Raw genomic sequence first — 17,878 nt, 5'->3', positions numbered from 1 at the left:
GTTGTGGTGACTTCATTCTACACGAGGAAAGCGTCATGGGCTTTTTTGTGTTCACTTTGGGGTGTTGCACTTAATTTTATAATTCATCGTATGTAAAAAATTAAAGATTTGCAGGTTATGTGGTGGGTACGTACTCATTAGTGTTCCTAGTTTGAAAACAGAGCTTGAGCAAGTGCCTGAGGTGATGAGTGAATGGCTGGAAGATGCGGTTGATACTTTCCACAGTGCCGATTGGTGGGAAAAACATATTCAACAAGGCTGTGAGGATTTAATCGAAGTGACGGTGTATGAATCGGATCAATTCGAAGCATGTTGGCAGGACTGGATCAATACGGGCAACGAATATGCGATAAATGATGAGAAATTTTTAAACCGTGGCTTAAAGGAGTTATTAAACTTTGTCATGATTGTTGTTCGTAAAAAATAGCAACTGTTCAGCTAATATAAAAACATAAATGCTTTTAATGACATGCTTCCCAGTTTGCGAGAAAAGCTTTTTTTAGACTGGACATATAACTCAAAGGCGATCGAAGGTACTACTTTAACGATTAACGAAACAAAAGTTGTGTTAGAAGGTATTACAGTTGGTGGCAAAACAATGCGTGAACATTTAGAGGTCATTAACCACCGCGATGCAATTTCTTATGTTGAAGATGTTATGCATAAAGAGGAGCCATTTTCAGAGTGGCAAATCAAAAATTTACATCGTCTTGTATTAAAAGGCATTGACGATAGCTATGCCGGTGTTTACCGAGACCAGCAAGCATTTATTTCAGGAGCAGTGCATACACCTCCGCCACCATTTAAAATTCAAGAAGAAATGGATGTATTAATGTCTTGGTATGACGGAAAGGCGCAAAGCTTACATCCAATCGTACTTGGTGCGATGTTGCATGCAATATTTGTGGGCATTCATCCATTTATTGATGGAAATGGTCGAACTTCACGACTTTTATTAAACTTAGAGTTAATGAAGTCAGGCTATCCACCAATAATTATTCGTGTAGAAAACAGATTAGCTTACTATAATGCTTTAAATAAAGTACATACAACGAAGGATTATGCTGATTTTATAGAGCTTGTTGCGAAGGAAGTAGAAGCTTCATTAGATTTATATTTAAGCGCAATTTAAAACCGCACTTAACTACATTACGGAGAGCCGTATCACAAATAAACGTTATTTCTGAGGTATAGATATTAACGAACTCTCTTCTCTTTGTTATTTACGTGAAGCAAATGAATTTGACAAAAGCGAAGAACGTGACTATTCATGAAAATCATCTAAGTTGGACCTCAAATTTATGTTGCTACTGGCTATTAATACAAAATTTGAGGTCATGGATGATATACGAATCACAAAAGTTTGGTTGTGCACTGTAGATTAAACTGAAATACGCTTCGCTACTCTATCTAAAAATCTTTTTCTTCGATGATCTTTCCCACTACTCGTAAACGGACTATTCAACCATTTCACATTTTTAAGTCCAATCCCTTTGAATGATCTACGAATAAGCGTTCCTTCAATGGGATTCCCGGCCAAAAATTTTAAATACCACGTTGGCACTTCCGAAGTAGAAATGACAGTAGTTTTTTTAATATGAGTAAGTAATCCTTTCAATCCAGTAGATTCCTCTACATAGGCAAAATTTTTTAACATGACCTTGTCAAGAAACCCTTTCAAAATAGCTGGAACATCAAACCACCAAACAGGGAAGATAAAAACTAACTCATCACTGTCGCTTAGCATCTCCTGATATTGATTCACTAAGGGATCTCGGGATTGACCTTGCGAATAAAGAGATAAGTCAGATTCACTTAAGACAGGATTGAATTGATCCTTATTTAAATCAATGATTTGGTAATCTTTTTTCCGACAGACTAACTGTTCAATTGTTGTATCCATAATAGATTTATTGAAACTGCCATGCCATGGATGAGCAAGAATGATTGTTGTTTTCATAGGTAACCCTCCTACTATTTTAAAATTTAAATAACCTTTAATTTGAGCATATGCTTTTATTTGAACAATTGCTCAAATAATATATCTGCAATATAATGTTAGTGTAGACGCTAGGTCAATAAGTAGAGAGCTATTTATACAAATCTCTCATTTTGTACAAATTAAGGAGTACTTATGCTAAAGCAACAACCTATAAATATGAATTCTAAGAGATCAATCAATCTTTTAGTGAATACTATGTTGGAATTAATGCATCGAACGAATTTTACGAATATCACCATATCAGAACTTACTAAAACTGCGGGATTGGCGCGAAATACATTTTATGCTCACTTTGATACGAAAGAAGATGTACTAACCTATCATATGTATCATATATTTCGACAGAGGATTCAACTTGCCTCAACAGAAGCGAAACAGAAGGTACTTGATTTCGATACGTTGTATTTTGAAATATGGAGTGATAATCTCGAGTTCTTAAATCTCTTAAAAGAAAATGATTTACTTCCGCTTTTGAATCGCTTTGAGGAAAATTTCGATTTACTTTGTACAGATTTTCAAATTTATGAGAATTGCAATGTATCTGAAAAAGCAGAAGTGTATGCGAATGCGGTATACGCGGATTCATTAGCAAGTATTGTGAAAAGGTGGATGAAGACCGGTATGAAAGAAACTCCACAAGAGTTAAGTAATATTTTTAAAGAGTTTATACGATGAACATTGTTTACGAAATTTGCTCGAACTCTAAGCGTGATTACGGAACTAAAAAAGCATTTGGCGACGAATAATACTAAATGGTGAGTAGGTGGATCTAAAAACCATCTACTTTTTTATTTGAAAAACTAATTTAATTGAATAAAAATTAAATTTATGGAATTAAAGTAGGTATAATATGTATATGAAGGGGTCATTACATAATTTTAGAAGGTACTTGAATACATAAAAAGGAGATCGAATATGAAAAGAATGATTGGAAGAGTTTCATTTGTTTTACTCACGCTCATCTTGATTGGTGTCATTGCAATTGTAGTGATCAAGCCGAGTGTATTTTCAACTAATCAACAGACTGATGTATCGCTCGTCAAAGATCGACTCGTCGAATTGACGGAGTTAACAACGTTAAAATATGAATACAGCAACGTCATTGTTAGTCGAAACACGACATCCGTATCGTTAATCGGATTAAAAGACGTCAAACTAGCGGAAGCAATCAAGCTGATTGAATACTCAGGATACCTCAAGGCGGGTACGGACCTCTCTAGTATGGAGGTATCTTACAATGACACGACTGAGAAATTGACTGTCACTGTACCTCACTCAACCATTTTAGACAACGTAGCGAATACAGATGATGCTGTAGTGACAGATGTAAAAGGGACACTTTTTTCTGACTATCCCTCGCAATTGATTTTTGATGAAATCAATAAAGAGAAGGCGAAAATGGAAAAGACTAAGATTGATCAAGGTTTGCTGACAGAGGCAGACGAACGCATTGAAGCGTTCTTGACAGAGTTTTTAAAGAATAGCGGTTATGAAACGGTGGCAATCGAGTTCAAATAATCGTTGTATTATTATGATCTGATAGGTTGAGAAGATGGTGCCAGAAGTGTACGAGGCAGAACCACTCCATTTACAACTTGAATATGTTTTATCATCTCCTGAGATCGCATCGTAACGATGTGGTCTTTTTCATGCATATAATCGCTCAACTCCAAGCTTTTCCTCCTATGAAGAATTGAGGATTTCGAAAAATTGTGATAGAATCACAAGGCAAATGATTATCATTATCAGTCGATAAGAATAGATGGAATCGAATAAGGTTGAGTGAATGTGAAAGGATGAATACAATGAGCACGCTTGAAGCATATAACATGGCATTTCGAAATGGATTGGAACTAGAGGACGATGTGGTCCTTGAAGAGATGAAACTTGGGGAATCAACGGAGTGGGATTCGATTGGACATATGACCCTCATCGCCGAAATCGAGGATGCGTTTGACGTCTATATCGACTCGGATGAAATGACAGAGTTCCATTCGTATCAGTCTGGCATCGCGTTGCTGCAGCGCCTCGGTGTGGACATCCAGTCATGACGCTTTTTCAGACACTCGAGCAGTACATGGATCGTGAGGCGGTCTATGCGGACCGCTCTTATTCATATAGAGAGATGTTGGAAGTCGGGGACTCGATTTGTCAGGAAGTCGGCGAACGGTCGCTCGTCTTCTGTTTATGTGCCAACCGAGTCGAGTCGCTCTTCGGATATATCGGCTTTCTCCGTGGGCAAGTCGTCCCGGTCTTGCTCGATGCAGATATTTCAGTAGACCAATTGCAGAAGTTGATGGAACGGTATCAACCGACGCACGTCTGGGCTCCTGAGACAAGGGAGGATTTGGCGAACTCGTTGGATGCCTTCTATGGCTATGGTGGCTACGCCTTATTTGAAACCGAAACATCGGTTCGCCACCAACCTCATGAGGAGCTGGCTCTTCTGTTGACGACATCAGGTAGTACTGGAAGTCCGAAACTTGTACGCCTCACATACAAAAATCTGATGGCGAACGCTTCATCCATCATCGACTATCTCGACATCAATCAGACGGATAAACCAATCACGACCCTTCCGATGAACTATTCGTATGGACTCTCCATCATCAACAGTCATCTGTTGAAAGGGGCGACCCTCATCCTGACAGACCGCTCGATCGTTCAAAAGGAGTTTTGGGAGCTGTGTCGTGCCGAAAAGGCGACGACGTTTGGTGGGGTCCCGTTTCATTACGAGATGTTGAAACGATTGAAGTTTGAGACGTATGACCTTCCAAGTCTGAAGAAGTTGACACAAGCGGGTGGCAAGTTAGACCCGAAGCTTGCGCAGCACTTCGCAACAGTATGTGAAGAGAAAGGGATTCAATTTTTCATCATGTACGGTCAGACGGAGGCGACGGCCCGGATGTCGTATTTACCGGATCGGATGCATGCGAAAAAAGCCGGTAGCATCGGAATTGCCATCCCTGGTGGAACGCTTACGTTGCGTGACGAAGCCGGAAATGACATCAAAGAGGCGAACGTGACGGGCGAATTGGTGTATCAAGGCGACAACGTGTCGTTTGGGTATGCGACCTCGTTAGGGGACCTTTCAAAAGGTGATGACAATCACGGTGTTTTACGAACAGGTGACATGGCGTATCGCGACGAGGATGGATACTTCTTTATCGTCGGTCGAATCAAGCGCATGATCAAACTGTATGGCAGTCGAATCAGCCTAGACGAAGTCGAGGCGCTCCTTCGAGAGCATGGACATGATTGCGTCTGTGCCGGGGAAGACGACCAGTTATACGTGTATACGTTACAAGATGACGTCGCACGCATTCAAAAAATCATCAAAGAACAAATCAAGGTGAAAGGCGTTCGGGTGATGCAAATTGACGAGATTCCACGTAATGCGTTCGGGAAGATTCGTTATGCTGCATTGCCGAAGCGAGAACTTGTGACCACCTGATTGTCAGGAATCGGTACATCGTCAAGTTTCATAACATCAGGTGGTAAATATGACTTTTATTTCGATTGAATTTCTCTTATTTTTAACCCTCATCGTTGGAACGTACTATATGGTTCCACATCGATATCGTTGGGTGCTCCTTTTGTTGGCGAGCTATGTCTTTTACGCCACATTGAGCGTTCAATTCATCCCGCTCCTGCTGATCAGTACCGCTTTCACCTATGTGATTGGAATTCTGATTGAGAAGCAGGAGAAGAAGGAGCAGAAAAAACGGCTCATGTGGGTCGGTATCTCGGTGCTCGTCTTCTTCCTCGGCTGGTTCAAATATTTTAATTTCGTCAATGACTCGCTCCGTTCGTTCGCCGCATGGAGCGGATTTGATTATAACGTCCCGTATAGAGAAATCGTCTTACCATTGGCGATTTCCTTTTATACATTCCAGGCCATCAGTTACGTCGTGGACGTCTCGCGCGGGAAGCAGAAGGCGGAGCGTCATTATGGCTATTTCTCGGTTTATTTCGCCTTCTTCCCACAACTTGTGGCAGGTCCGATTGAGCGGGCGAAAAAACTGTTGCCGCAGTTGAAGACGGAGCAACATCTTGACTATGACAACATCAGCTACGGCATCCAGCGCATCATTTGGGGATTCTTCAAGAAGACATTGATTGCCGATCGGTTGGCCCCGATTGTCGCGAGTGTGTTCAATAGCCCGGACCCGACCGGTTCGGAGATTGTGCTCGCGACGATGTTGTTCTCGATTCAACTGTTCGCGGACTTCTCGGCATGCAGTGACATCGCGATCGGCTGTGCACGCTTACTCGGGATTCGCTTATCGGAAAACTTCAAGCAACCGCACTTCGCCGTATCGATTGCCGACTTCTGGAACCGCTGGCATATCACGCTTTCGATGTGGCTACGGGATTATATCTTCATGCCACTCGCGAAAGGAAAGAAGAAACGCGAACAAATTTATGGTGCCATCCTTGCGACATTTTTAGTAAGTGGAATTTGGCACGGAGCCGCATGGAACTTCGTCTTATGGGGACTCATTCATGGAATCTATCGCGTCTTCGGAGATCATACGAAACAACAACGTGAAAAAATGGCGTCATGGGTCGGATTTGACCGTGTGCCGACACTGCATCGGTGGTGGAAAATCGCCATCACGTTCCAGCTCGTCTGTTTCTCACGTGTCTTCTTCCAGTCGCACTCCATGGCGGAGGCGTTCTCGCATGCCAAACTGTACGTGACGCCTTCTTCATGGGCACCGTCAGGCATGTTGCAGGCGATTCAAATCTTCTCATTGCTCGATTTGATCATCTTCCTCGTCGTCTTTGTCGTCGTTCATCTGTTCCAACATATCGAGCGGACGAGAGGTTCGGCTTGGGATTGGATGGCACGTCAGTCTGCCGTGACGAGTGTGGCCATCAACTTGTTCTTGATTATCTCAGCGTTCTTATTTGGCGTGTCGAGCCAAGGATTTGTATACGGTGGGTTCTAAGATGGATGGAAAGGAATTAGCATGAAGCGTTTAGGAATCAAAATAGGTGTCGTATTACTCGTCATCATCGCAATCTTCATTCCCGTCAACGAGTTCGTGAAAGAGTCGTGGGAATATAATAATAACCGAGCTGTCCTTGCCTTCAAGGAAGACCCTCACCCGGTCGACATCATCAATTTGGGGACGTCCCATGCGATGTACGGGTATTCATTCAAGTCACTTGGATTATCGCATCTGGATTTGGCGTTACCGAGTCAGCCAATCGAATATGACTTGAAGATGTTAAAAGAATACGATGAACATCTGAAGCCAGGTGGGGTCGTGATTGTCTCGTTATCACAAATCACCTTCAGCAATTCGAACGTCGGTCGGAAAGAAAACTACTATCGCGTCTTGGAACGGGAAGACTTGGAGTCGGTCAGTTGGTTCAACTACTATACACACGAACGCTTCCCAGCATTGAACAGTGGGAGCGCCTACGCCGCCATTTCCCGGGAAATCCGAGATTTCCGCTTCGATGCGCATAAGCCATGGGAGAATGGGGGGCTGAACTATTCCGAGCGTAAGTATGAGGAAGTCGCCGCTCAATACGAGAATGCCGTGAACCATCACGAGATTGAAGAGAATATGGCATATTTACAAGACATCATCGATTATTGCAAGAAGCAAGGCTATCGCGTCGTCTTAGCGATAGAGCCGGTCCATTCGTCGTATCATGCGTATTTCGACGAAGCGGTCATGGAGCGCCTCGTATTTCAGCATTTAGAAAAACTGGATATCGATGTCCCATTCCTCAATTACATGGGGGACGAACGGTTCATTCACAAACAATCCTTCTTCCATAACCCGGACCATTTGAATGGGGACGGGCGGAAGTTATTGTCTACGCTTGTCTATGAAGATTTGAAGCGATTGGGGTATTTATAAATTGATGGGCGGCTGTCCATCAATTTTTTTATGCTATATGATAGCTAAAAGGACGAAGTGAGGAGAAAGCCATGATCCACCAGCAAATGGTACAAATTCAGGACTGTGTGTTATATGTAGAGTATATTCAACACCATTCAAAGCAAGTGACAATCATTATGGATGCAGGATATGGCGATGATTCTACGACTTGGAGACAGGTGGCGGATGAAGTGTCGAGCTATGCCAATGTCCTTCTTTATGACAGGGCAGGTCTAGGCAAAAGCGGGACTAGTACGAATCAAAGAACAAGTAAGGAGATGGTTCGAGAGTTGCACCAACTGATCAAACAGTTGGATATAGCATCTCCGTTCATTTTAGTCGGTCATTCGTTCGGAGGCATCAACATGCAATTGTTCGCATCTGAATATCCAAATGAGGTGACGGGTCTTGTGCTAGTAGACACGACACCAAGTGATTGTCGTGAACGATTTCTTCCGACCATGTCACAAGAGTTTCAAAACGCATATCATAAACAGTTTCTACGAGAAGGAAACTATGCTGATTTTATAGAAAGTTTGCACCAAGTGAAACGAGCAAATTTTAATCTTTCAATCCCGACAATTATCATATCAGCAGGAAAGAAAGACTTTTATTCCACAGAAAATCAGAGGCTATGGAATGTCTTACAAAAAGAAATGACGGGAATATCTTCAAATGCCTCATTTGTAATTGCGGAGCAGAGCGCACATTATATCCAAAGAGATGAGCCACACTTGATTGTAGAAGCAATTCAAGAGTTACTAAAGGAGTGATACATAAACGGATAAGATGAGGAGTGATTCCAATCGAAACAATCTATTTAGCCGGAGGATGTCTATGGGGCGTCCAGGCATTCGTGAAGACGTTACCCGGCGTCCTCTCGACCGAAGCAGGTCGGGCAAATGGGACGACGGACACGTTGGATGGGGAATATGACGGATATGCGGAATGTGTCAAAACGACTTTCGATCCGGACGTGGTGACGGTCAATGATTTGATGGGCTATTTATTTGAAATCATCGACCCATACAGCATCAATCAACAAGGAATCGATGTCGGCGAGAAGTATCGGACGGGTGTCTACAGTGAGGAGTCACGACACTTGATGGAGGCGCAAGCGTTTATTGATCGACGATCGGATGCGGATCGAATTGCTGTTGAAGTGAAGCCGCTCACGAACTATGCGCGAAGTGCGGACGAGCATCAGGACCGCCTGACACGTTGCCCGGAAGATTATTGTCATATACCGAAAGACTTGTTAACGAAATATCGGAAAGACGAAGCATCGCCAACCCCTTAATCCGGAGTTGGCGATGTTTTTAAGTCCGTTCGAGAACATTCACGAGCATCTGATGGATGACAGTATGATCGTTCGGGTCATGAAGCTGATAGGGACTGCCGGGGAGCGTATATACATCTTTCGCTCCGACGTACGTGATGTGGAGTGTCAAGGAACCATCTTCCTGACACGCCGTCGTCAGTTCCAACTCACCACTGATGACACCGACTTCTTCCGTCATGACACCGTGGGTTGCCTTAAAGATCGAAGTGATTTCGTTCATTCGAAGACTCCTTTTCTCACTCAGTAACTGCAAGCATTGATGGCTGTCGTGATTGCTGACTTCTCTGCTGATTGAAGGCTCAAGCCCCAACGACTCTTCGTCTCGACCCACATCTTCGCATACGCACAGCGAGCGCCGGTGCGAGGGGGTTGCCATGTCGACGGATCTTGGTCTCCTTTTGAACGGTTCGATGAAGCGGACACCGCAATCAATTGAGGACCGTTCAAGTCGTTCGCAAAGCTTTGACGTTTGGTCGTCGTCCAGCTACTTGCCCCAGAGCGCCATGCTTCAGCGAGCGGAACGACGTGGTCGATATCAATGTCAGAGGCTGAGGTGAACGTGATTCCGTCATAGTAACTGTACCATGAGCCAGTCGCAACCGGACATTCGTCGACGACCGAGTCGGCGTCTCGTTTCAAGACGATGTGACGTGTGTTACAACCACTTCCTTGACTCGACCAGTGCGGGAAGAGGTCACGACTATACCCCGTCATCGACCCTTCATTTTTGACAGTGAGGGCATTCAGTTTCGTGAGCGCGTCCGCTTTCGATGGGATGTTCGGTGGGAAAGCAGAGACTGGTGTAGCGTCAAACGATGCGGAAATCCAGACGAGCAAGGCGACAAGTGCGACAGACATAAGTTTCTTCAACATATAAAGCCTCCTACTATGTATTTGGAATGAACACTTGTCGAGCAAGTGGGCAACCTTTCATCAAACAACTAGTGAGACAAACATCACGCGATAAATTCAACTTGATCATACACAGGACGATTTTGAAAAAGTGTGAAAATCTGCAAAATGATTAGAAAGACTATCGCAAATCCTTCTCTAGCATTAATGGACAATCCGGTGTTATTTCTTTGGAACTAGTGAGCGATCAGGACTGGTATAATGGGTGACATGGATGGAGAGAAAAGAAGAGGTGGATGGAATGAACAAGAAAGAGATTGCGGCGATTCGCCGACAGTTTAAAGTAAATGCGACAAAGCTAAAGATTGCTGACTTATATACGATTTACATCCGACAGGAAACGAATGAGATTTATTACGAAGAGTTGCGTCCGTTCCCATTCTTAGAAGAAGAGCAGCAGGAGCTGTTTTTGACGAACTTCAAAAAAGTGCTCGGTGGAAAACTTGATGAAAAACTGTTCGAAGTGAAGTTCCAATATCCTGAGGAAGGTCAAGTCGACCATACGCAAGGCTTGCTGTATGAAGGACTTCGTACGGAAGAGACCGACGTCTGGACGGACTATATGCAACGCATCGCGTTGAAGATGGTGAAAGACACGCCGTTTGAGAAGGATATGGTCGTGACGTTCATCCGGGGGAATTATAATAAGCCGACGAACCGGTACTCGGAAGAGTCTGAGATTCACGCGAACGATGAGGTGTATACGACGAAGTTCATCCTCGGCAGCATCAGCCCGACAGAGCTTCCGAAAAAATCACTCGTCTTTGACTTCGTCGAGCGGGAGTTCAAAGCCAGCTTGATTGTGAATCCGATCATCAAACTCGAGGCGCCGATCGGCGGATTCTTATTCCCGTGCTTCACGGACAACGCGGCCGATGTGAACCATGTGCTTTATTCGGCACACAAAGCGCATCAACCGGATATGACGTTCATTGAGAACGTGTTGAACGGTTCGGAGATTGTCACGGCAGTGGAAGAGAAGGCGGTCTTCGAAGAAGTGGTCAAAGCGGTCATCGGAGAAGAAGTCAATTCCCGGACTCTCGCGACCGTTTATGATGAGATCAATCAAATCATTGTCGCCGAAGAAGAGAACGAACAGGAAGAAGAGAGAGTAGCGATGCTCGACTCCCGTGCCGTCGAGGTCGTCTTACGGGCGAGTGGTGTGGAAGATGTGACGACGGAGAAAGTCGAGCAGGCGTTCAAGCAAGTCGTCGACGATACGAAATATGAGATGAAAGCGACGAGTGTCGTTCCGAAGTATACGTCAAAGTCGATTAAAATCAATACGAAAGTGGCCAATATTTCCGTCAGTCCACAAGACTTGAAATACGTGAAGCAAGTGAACTATAAGGGGAAACCGTGCTTGTTGATTGAAGTGGAAGAGGAGACGGAGATTGAAGGGTTCAAACTCATCTCGGAAGAGTCGTTAGACTAATCGAGCATGTTGCAGTGTTCATAAGTGAACGTTCAAGCTAAGAGTCCAAGATGTAAACCTTGGGCTCTTTTTTGACAATCAAGTGAGGAAGGTTGAATTTAAACTTTGATACAGGTATGATTCAGGTGAAAACGTTTTCTAAAAACTATATTTTTTTAGTGTTTATCGAAAGCGCTTTCGGAATTTGTGAAATAACAAAAAACCTCAAAGACGAATATCATCTTTGAGGCTAGAGTTGTATTATTTACGCGCTTTGCTTACTTTTAATTTCTTCCCTTTGACCGGCGTCGTCTCCATCGCTTGAAGGACGATTGAACCTTTTCCGTTCAGAATATCGACGTACGTCATCTGATCATTGATTGTGATGATTCCGATGTCGTCAGCGGATACGCCAGGGATTTTGGCGATCGTTCCGACGAAGTCGACGGCGCGAAGTTTTTTCTTCTTCCCGCCACTGAAGTGAAGCTTCATGATGTCCTGGTTAATACGAGCTGTCTTGTTGTTTCGAACGACGCGTCGTCCGCTCAACTTCTGCTCAAAGGCATCTTGGTTAGCTGCAACTTCCGCTTCTGTCGGCGCATCGATCATCGGAATCTCGAATTGAACGTATGATTCGATAGCTCCGATGAGACGTTCTTCCTGACGGGTCATGAGCGTGATTGCCGTTCCTTGTTTGCCGGCGCGTCCGGTACGACCTGTCCGGTGCACGTAACTTTCCTTTTCGACAGGAACGTCATAGTTGATGACGAGTTCGACGTTGTCGACATCGATTCCACGTGCTGCGACGTCTGTCGCCACGAGGTAGCGGAAGTTACCCATCTTAAATCCGTTCATGACGGCGAAACGGTCCTCTTGCTCGAGTCCGCCGTGAAGGCGTTCAGCCGAGTAACCGGCTTTGTCGAGCTCGGCGTACACCGTGTCGACGTTCTCTTTTGTCCGACAGAAAATTATACAGCTGTCCGGGTTCTCGACGACCGTGATGTCTTGAAGCACAGCCAGTTTCTCGTTCCGGTGAATCGGGAGGAGACGGTGCTCGATTGTCGAAGCGGTCATGCCGGTCGATTCGATCGCGACACGTGCCGGAGCATTCATATGCTTCTGGCAGAGACGTTCGATATCTTGTGGGAATGTCGCTGAGAAGACCATTGTGACGCGGTCTTTCGGCAACTGTTGCAGAATCTTCTCAACGTCGGCGAGGAAACCTCGATTGAGCATCTCGTCCGCTTCATCGATGATCAAGTATTCGACGCGGTCGAGTGAGAGGGTCTCACGCTCGATATGGTCCATGACGCGACCTGGCGTACCGACGACAATATGTGTCTTTTGTTTCAACTCTTCACGTTGTTTCGAAAACGGTTCTTTCCCGTAGACGGCAGTCGCTTTGATTCGTTTGAAACGTCCGATGTTCGTCATGTCTTCCCGTACTTGGACAGCGAGTTCGCGTGTCGGTGTCAAAACGAGCACTTGGGGTTTGTTTTCGACCCAGTCGATGAGCTCGATGACCGGAATTCCGAAAGCAGCTGTCTTTCCGCTTCCGGTCTGTGCTTTGACGATCAAGTCTTCGCGCTCGAGCGCGCGCGGGATGACCTGCTGTTGTACTTCAGTCGGTGATTCGTATTTCATAATGCCTAGCGCGCGCGTGATCTCGTCGCTCAGGCGATAATCAGTAAATTGTTGTTTGTTCATGGGTAACCTCATTCTTTCGTGAAAACTTCTGCTTCAGAAAATTTCAATGTCTATTTGCAATACAGTCCATTATAGACCGAAAGGCATTAGGAAAGCCAATTTCATATAAAAATAAGTACTGGTGAAAGGGGTCTACATATTGAAACACAGTTATGAAAATCTCATGGATTATTTGAATCAGCATCAGCAACTTACGAGAACAAACCACCTCGAAACCATCATCAAACCCATACCGGATTCAGACCGTACCGGTGACCTTGTTCCACGCGTCTTTGCGACGTTGACCGCAAATCATTCTTCACACGATGAACCGGATACAGCATTTGACCTCGAGGTGGCACGTGCCAGTATGGGGTGGCCGAATCAGGATCAGACGACGACTGATATCAAAACGGAGTATCTCATGATTCCTAGTGAGGATGGTGACATCCCGGTTCGTCTGTATCGTCCGCATCATACTGAAGCCATCCCAGCCATCCTCTTCTTCCATGGTGGCGGGTTCTTCGGCGGAACGCTTGATACGGTCGAGAATCCTTGTAAATTGCTTTCGGAACGGGCGAACGCGGTCGTCATCTCCGTCGATTATCGTCTCGCCCCGGAGCATCCGTTCCCGGCCGGATTGAATGACTGTTACCGCGCTTTGGAATGGGTATATGCCAACGCGGCGGAGTTGAACGTCCTTCGTGATCAAATTGCTGTCGCAGGGGATAGTGCTGGCGGTAATTTGGCAACGGCTTGCTGTCTGATGGAACAAGAACGAGGGGAAGGACGCATTTGTTATCAAGCGCTCGTCTATCCCGTCGTCAATCTGGGTTCGATTCCGACAGATGATTTTAAATGGGCGCTCGATACTTATGATATCTCGCATCATCACGACCTAATTCGAGGTGTCGTGCTCGCCCTCGCCGACTCGGATTCGCTCTTAAATGACCTCTATCTTCAAGGTAAGGTGGATGTCACGCATCCGCTCGTCTCACCATTATTCGCAGACGATGTCTCAGGCCTACCACCGACTTTGATTGTGACGGCGGAGTACGATTACTTACGACTCGAAGGGGAGGCGTATGCGCGGAAACTGGCACGAGCGGGTGTCCCGACACGCCTCATTCAATATCGGGGGATGGACCATGCCTTCATAGACAAGTTGGGAGACTATCCACAGGCAGACGATTGTATGAATGTAATCGCAAAAGGACTTAAGGAGCTGACGAAATGAAACAGTATACATTGTATTGGACTCGTTATGAGGAATTGGCACGTCAAGCGGTCGCGGAAGGTGTCGTGTTAGTCAAAAACGAACAGAAGACCCTCCCATTACAGTCAGGGACGAAGCTCGCCGTATTTGGTCGTAGCCAGTTCCATTACTACAAGAGCGGTACGGGCTCAGGCGGGATGGTGAACGTCGGACATGTCACGACGCCGCTCGAGGCATTGCGCGAGCGTCCAGATATTCATATCAATGAATCGCTCTATGCGACGTATGAGGAATGGGTGAAGGAGAATCCGTTCGACCAAGGTGTCGGTTGGGCCGGTGAACCGTGGTCGCAACAAGAGATGGACGTAACGGACGAGCTCGTCGAACAGGCGGCACAAGAATCGGATGTCGCCCTCATCATGATTGGACGTACGGCAGGAGAAGACCGTGACAACACGGCCGATCCGGGTAGTTACTTATTGACGGATATCGAACACGCGATGATCGAGCGCGTGACGAAACGCTTCGACAAGACGGTCGTCGTGTTGAACGTTGGGAACATCATCGACATGAAGTGGGCGAAGGAGCCGAGTGCCATCCTCTATGCATGGCAAGGTGGGATGGAAGGTGGAAAAGGACTCGTCGACGTGCTCGTCGGAGACGTGAGTCCTTCCGGGAAACTGACGGATACGATTGCCCGATCCATCGAGGATTATCCGTCGACGAAGAACTTCGGTCACGCGGATAAAGGAATTTATCAGGAAGATATCTATGTCGGTTACCGCTACTTCGAGACGTTCGCGAAAGATGACGTTTTATACCCGTTCGGATTCGGACTGTCTTACACGACGTTCAATACGGAAGTGAAGCGTACGGCAGAGGTAGATGGCGTTTTAACGGTTGAGGTGGAAGTGACGAACACGGGTGAGTGTGACGGGAAAGAAGTCGTCCAACTCTACGTCGAGAAACCGCAAGGGAAGCTTGGGAATCCGCTCCGGTCATTGGTGGCGTTCGAGAAAACCTTGCTTCTTGAACCGGGCGAGCGGCAAACCCTTTCTTTCAACGTCCACATGACTGACTTTGCGAGCTATGACGACTCTGGCGTGACGGGTCATGAATCGAGCTTCGTTTTAGAGGCAGGAACGTATCGGTTACACGTCGGAACGGATGTGCGTTCGGCTACACTCGCTCTCGAAGTCGAGCAACAGGAGCAACGTGTCCTCGAGACGTTAAGTGAAAATATGGCGCCCGTCCTCCCGTTCGAACGGATGAAACCGATTCAGGGCGAAAAAGGATTTGAAGTAGGCTACGAGTCGACGCCGCTTCGCGCCGTTGACGTCGAGACACGTTATTTGGAAGAACGCCCTGAGACTAGAGTGTTCACGGGTGACCAAGGCATTAAATTGAGCGATGTGTATCATGAAAAGGCTTCGCTCGACGCATTTCTAGATCAGTTGACGGATGAAGATTTGGCTGCGATTGTCCGCGGACAAGGGATGAACTCACCGCGTGTCACGCCGGGGACAGCAGCTGCGTTTGGCGGTGTGTCCGACCGGTTGAACGAGCTTGAGATTCCAGCTGCGTGTTGTGCCGACGGTCCATCAGGCATTCGCATGGATATCGGGACGAAGGCGTTCGCACTTCCGAACGGGACGCTTTTGGCTTCCACGTTCAACGTCGATCTCGTCGAAGACTTGTTTGAGATGACTGGGCTTGAGATGCGAAAAAACCGCGTCGACACGTTGCTCGGACCAGGAATGAACATTCACCGTAACCCGTTGAATGGTCGAAACTTCGAGTATTTCTCGGAAGATCCGCATTTGACTGGGAAGATGGCGGTCGCTCAATTGAACGGCATGCATCGTGTCGGGGTGACGGGAACGCTCAAACACTTCAGCGCCAATAACCAAGAAGCGCATCGTCACGATATCGACTCGGTCGTCTCGGAGCGGGCGTTACGCGAGATTTATTTGAAAGGGTTCGAGATGGCCGTGAAAGAAGGACGCGCATCGTCCATCATGACGACATACGGCGCGGTCAACGGGATCTGGACGGCTGGTCTATACGATCAAAATACGCGTATCTTACGTGATGAGTGGGGCTTTGAAGGCATCGTCATGACAGACTGGTGGGCAAAAGTGAACTTCCGTGAGGATGAGTCGGCCAATCGTCAAAATACGGCAGCGATGGTTCGCTCACAAAACGACTTGTACATGGTCGTCGACCGACCGGACCTAAACTCGTTCGAGGATAACACGATGGCATCACTCGAAGAAGGGATTGTCACACGGGGCGAGTTGTTGCGGAGCGCGCGCAATATTTGTACGTTCATCTTGAAATCACCGGCGATGGAGCGTCTTCTCGGGATTCATGACGGTTCAGTCGAGGTGCTCGGCTTTGAGGATGAGATGAATCAACAGGATACATTTGAGTTGGATTACCAACATCTCGAAAACGGGGAACATGTGGATTTGTCAGGAATCGATACCTCGACTGGAAACACACACGTCTTCGCTATCTCGGTCGACCAAACGGGGACGTATGACATCACGTTGACTGCCCGTTCGAACGCGGGAGAGTTGGCACAGATGCCGGTGACATTATTTGCGAACAATATCCCGGGTGCGACGTTCACGTTTAATGGGACGGACGGAGAATGGGTGACGCAGACGAAGCAGGTCTTCTTCTTGAACCAGCATAATTATCTCCAGCTCTATTTCGCGTTAAGCGGATTAGAAGTGAAGGACGTGTCCTTCAAGCTCGCAGATGAATTCAGTATGAAGAACGGCTGAGCCGCCCTTTTGCCGATTCATTGAATACTGTATAATCAAAAGAACGACACATCGTAAAGGAGGCGCATACCCGTGGAAAATCGGCTTCGATTTTCTAGGTCTTCACGCACTCATGCAAAGCCATTTGGACGAAAGGCGATCACTTGCATGGGGCGAAACGAATACCTTGATCGCTTGATTTTAACGTAAACCACTTGGCTTTGCTCCCTTATCGGATTGGATTCATTCAATAAGGAGCGAGGTATGATGAAGTACGTCAATGCGCAACATATCCTGCCAGAACGATTGTTGCAAGAGGTGCAACAATACGTACAAGGTGAAACGTTATATGTGCCGACCCCGACTGACACGAAACGAAAATGGGGGACGGTCAACGGTGGAAAACAATTACTTGAGGAACGAAACGAAGCCATACGCGCAGCGTTTCGGAACGGAGAGCGAATCGAAAATCTGGCCATGTCCTATCATTTGGCGACGCACACGATTCGAAAGATTGTATACCGGTCGACATGAAGGAGGTACGACTAGTTCGCTAGTCGTGCCTTTTTAGGTCGACTATATTTCTTAATCAAAGTGTACACAGTAAGGAAGCATTGTTTCCTGTAAACTGA

At 46.2% G+C, this 17,878-nt stretch carries 18 protein-coding genes; 14 read left to right on the top strand and 4 right to left on the bottom strand.

Annotated features, from left to right (window positions below):
• Positions 1-151: 151 nt before the first annotated feature.
• Both KNO71_RS13985 and KNO71_RS13980 read left to right on the top strand, forming a co-directional pair.
• Positions 152-427 carry a hypothetical protein gene (locus tag KNO71_RS13985; RefSeq protein WP_214689040.1) on the top strand — a complete coding sequence of 92 codons (276 nt, stop codon included), beginning with the start codon at positions 152-154 and terminating at the stop codon, positions 425-427.
• A gap of 171 nt (positions 428-598) precedes the next feature.
• A complete protein-coding gene (locus KNO71_RS13980) occupies positions 599-1,132 on the top strand; it encodes a Fic family protein (RefSeq protein ID WP_251031993.1) in 534 nt (177 codons plus the stop codon).
• Positions 1,133-1,381: 249 nt separating this feature from the next.
• Here the strand turns inward: KNO71_RS13980 and KNO71_RS13975 are convergent, their stop codons facing one another.
• Entirely contained in the window at positions 1,382-1,960 is a 579-nt protein-coding gene (locus tag KNO71_RS13975) for an NAD(P)H-dependent oxidoreductase (RefSeq protein ID WP_214689036.1), read from the bottom strand.
• Positions 1,961-2,134: 174 nt separating this feature from the next.
• Here KNO71_RS13975 and KNO71_RS13970 point away from each other — a divergent pair, with 174 nt between their 5' ends.
• The 8 genes from KNO71_RS13970 (at position 2,135) to KNO71_RS13935 (ending at position 9,205) form a co-directional block, all read left to right on the top strand.
• Positions 2,135-2,677: a TetR/AcrR family transcriptional regulator gene (locus KNO71_RS13970; protein WP_214689034.1), complete on the top strand. Its 543-nt coding sequence runs from the start codon at positions 2,135-2,137 to the stop codon at positions 2,675-2,677.
• 240 nt (positions 2,678-2,917) lie between these two features.
• The gene (locus tag KNO71_RS13965) at positions 2,918-3,520 is read left to right on the top strand and encodes a DUF4230 domain-containing protein (protein ID WP_214689033.1); all 603 of its coding nucleotides are present in this window, start codon (positions 2,918-2,920) and stop codon (positions 3,518-3,520) included.
• A 287-nt stretch (positions 3,521-3,807) separates the two neighbouring features.
• Positions 3,808-4,053 carry an acyl carrier protein gene (locus KNO71_RS13960; RefSeq protein WP_015880247.1) on the top strand — a complete coding sequence of 82 codons (246 nt, stop codon included), beginning with the start codon at positions 3,808-3,810 and terminating at the stop codon, positions 4,051-4,053.
• Positions 4,050-5,456 carry an AMP-binding protein gene (locus tag KNO71_RS13955; RefSeq protein WP_214689031.1) on the top strand — a complete coding sequence of 469 codons (1,407 nt, stop codon included), beginning with the start codon at positions 4,050-4,052 and terminating at the stop codon, positions 5,454-5,456. The genes KNO71_RS13960 and KNO71_RS13955 overlap by 4 nt, the downstream gene beginning before the upstream one ends.
• Before the next feature lie 49 nt (positions 5,457-5,505).
• On the top strand, positions 5,506-6,957 hold the full coding sequence (locus KNO71_RS13950) for an MBOAT family O-acyltransferase (RefSeq protein WP_214689029.1): 1,452 nt from the start codon (positions 5,506-5,508) through the stop codon (positions 6,955-6,957).
• 21 nt (positions 6,958-6,978) lie between these two features.
• Positions 6,979-7,884 carry a hypothetical protein gene (locus KNO71_RS13945; protein ID WP_214689027.1) on the top strand — a complete coding sequence of 302 codons (906 nt, stop codon included), beginning with the start codon at positions 6,979-6,981 and terminating at the stop codon, positions 7,882-7,884.
• Between the two features lie 71 nt (positions 7,885-7,955).
• Positions 7,956-8,678 carry an alpha/beta fold hydrolase gene (locus KNO71_RS13940; RefSeq protein WP_214689025.1) on the top strand — a complete coding sequence of 241 codons (723 nt, stop codon included), beginning with the start codon at positions 7,956-7,958 and terminating at the stop codon, positions 8,676-8,678.
• 32 nt (positions 8,679-8,710) lie between these two features.
• A complete protein-coding gene (locus tag KNO71_RS13935) occupies positions 8,711-9,205 on the top strand; it encodes a peptide-methionine (S)-S-oxide reductase (RefSeq protein WP_214685172.1) in 495 nt (164 codons plus the stop codon).
• A gap of 19 nt (positions 9,206-9,224) precedes the next feature.
• On the opposite strand, the gene KNO71_RS13930 is transcribed toward KNO71_RS13935, so the two are convergent.
• A complete protein-coding gene (locus KNO71_RS13930) occupies positions 9,225-9,467 on the bottom strand; it encodes a hypothetical protein (RefSeq protein ID WP_031424128.1) in 243 nt (80 codons plus the stop codon).
• Positions 9,468-9,487: 20 nt separating this feature from the next.
• A complete protein-coding gene (locus KNO71_RS13925; RefSeq protein ID WP_214689023.1) occupies positions 9,488-10,120 on the bottom strand; it encodes an HNH endonuclease family protein in 633 nt (210 codons plus the stop codon).
• A 280-nt stretch (positions 10,121-10,400) separates the two neighbouring features.
• On the opposite strand from KNO71_RS13925, the gene KNO71_RS13920 reads away from it, so the two are divergent.
• Entirely contained in the window at positions 10,401-11,594 is a 1,194-nt protein-coding gene (locus KNO71_RS13920; RefSeq protein ID WP_015880257.1) for a DUF4317 domain-containing protein, read from the top strand.
• A 240-nt stretch (positions 11,595-11,834) separates the two neighbouring features.
• Here KNO71_RS13920 and KNO71_RS13915 read toward each other — a convergent pair whose 3' ends face one another.
• On the bottom strand, positions 11,835-13,280 hold the full coding sequence (locus KNO71_RS13915; protein ID WP_214689021.1) for a DEAD/DEAH box helicase: 1,446 nt from the start codon (positions 13,278-13,280) through the stop codon (positions 11,835-11,837).
• A 139-nt stretch (positions 13,281-13,419) separates the two neighbouring features.
• Here KNO71_RS13915 and KNO71_RS13910 point away from each other — a divergent pair, with 139 nt between their 5' ends.
• The 3 genes from KNO71_RS13910 to KNO71_RS13900 all read left to right on the top strand — a co-directional run bounded on the left by KNO71_RS13910 (position 13,420) and on the right by KNO71_RS13900 (position 17,780).
• Complete coding sequence (locus KNO71_RS13910; RefSeq protein ID WP_251031992.1) at positions 13,420-14,496, top strand: alpha/beta hydrolase; 1,077 nt, start codon at positions 13,420-13,422, stop codon at positions 14,494-14,496.
• Positions 14,493-17,267, top strand: coding sequence for a glycoside hydrolase family 3 protein (locus tag KNO71_RS13905; RefSeq protein ID WP_214689019.1), 2,775 nt, complete (start codon positions 14,493-14,495; stop codon positions 17,265-17,267). Before KNO71_RS13910 ends, KNO71_RS13905 begins: the two co-directional genes overlap by 4 nt.
• Positions 17,268-17,513: 246 nt before the next feature.
• Positions 17,514-17,780 (top strand): CD3324 family protein, encoded by a 267-nt coding sequence (locus KNO71_RS13900; RefSeq protein WP_078145985.1) that lies wholly within the window; start codon positions 17,514-17,516, stop codon positions 17,778-17,780.
• Positions 17,781-17,878: the final 98 nt, after the last annotated feature.

The organism is Exiguobacterium sp. s163 (genome assembly GCF_018617135.1).
GTDB lineage: Bacteria > Bacillota > Bacilli > Exiguobacteriales > Exiguobacteriaceae > Exiguobacterium > Exiguobacterium profundum.
Note: the sequence above shows the minus strand (reverse complement) of the source record. Positions and strands in the feature narration are given on the sequence as shown.

What these genes read in the sequence shown, in the direction of transcription:
- KNO71_RS13940 (WP_214689025.1), top strand. Translation starts at nt 7,956, where the DNA reads ATGATCCACCAGCAAATGGTACAAATTCAGGACTGTGTGTTATATGTA.
- KNO71_RS13960 (WP_015880247.1), top strand. Translation starts at nt 3,808, where the DNA reads ATGAGCACGCTTGAAGCATATAACATGGCATTTCGAAATGGATTGGAA.
- KNO71_RS13945 (WP_214689027.1), top strand. Translation starts at nt 6,979, where the DNA reads ATGAAGCGTTTAGGAATCAAAATAGGTGTCGTATTACTCGTCATCATC.
- KNO71_RS13930 (WP_031424128.1), bottom strand. Translation starts at nt 9,467, where the DNA reads ATGAACGAAATCACTTCGATCTTTAAGGCAACCCACGGTGTCATGACG.
- KNO71_RS13915 (WP_214689021.1), bottom strand. Translation starts at nt 13,280, where the DNA reads ATGAACAAACAACAATTTACTGATTATCGCCTGAGCGACGAGATCACG.
- KNO71_RS13980 (WP_251031993.1), top strand. Translation starts at nt 599, where the DNA reads ATGCGTGAACATTTAGAGGTCATTAACCACCGCGATGCAATTTCTTAT.
- KNO71_RS13970 (WP_214689034.1), top strand. Translation starts at nt 2,135, where the DNA reads ATGCTAAAGCAACAACCTATAAATATGAATTCTAAGAGATCAATCAAT.
- KNO71_RS13905 (WP_214689019.1), top strand. Translation starts at nt 14,493, where the DNA reads ATGAAACAGTATACATTGTATTGGACTCGTTATGAGGAATTGGCACGT.
- KNO71_RS13925 (WP_214689023.1), bottom strand. Translation starts at nt 10,120, where the DNA reads ATGTTGAAGAAACTTATGTCTGTCGCACTTGTCGCCTTGCTCGTCTGG.
- KNO71_RS13920 (WP_015880257.1), top strand. Translation starts at nt 10,401, where the DNA reads ATGAACAAGAAAGAGATTGCGGCGATTCGCCGACAGTTTAAAGTAAAT.
- KNO71_RS13965 (WP_214689033.1), top strand. Translation starts at nt 2,918, where the DNA reads ATGAAAAGAATGATTGGAAGAGTTTCATTTGTTTTACTCACGCTCATC.
- KNO71_RS13900 (WP_078145985.1), top strand. Translation starts at nt 17,514, where the DNA reads ATGAAGTACGTCAATGCGCAACATATCCTGCCAGAACGATTGTTGCAA.
- KNO71_RS13950 (WP_214689029.1), top strand. Translation starts at nt 5,506, where the DNA reads ATGACTTTTATTTCGATTGAATTTCTCTTATTTTTAACCCTCATCGTT.
- KNO71_RS13955 (WP_214689031.1), top strand. Translation starts at nt 4,050, where the DNA reads ATGACGCTTTTTCAGACACTCGAGCAGTACATGGATCGTGAGGCGGTC.
- KNO71_RS13975 (WP_214689036.1), bottom strand. Translation starts at nt 1,960, where the DNA reads ATGAAAACAACAATCATTCTTGCTCATCCATGGCATGGCAGTTTCAAT.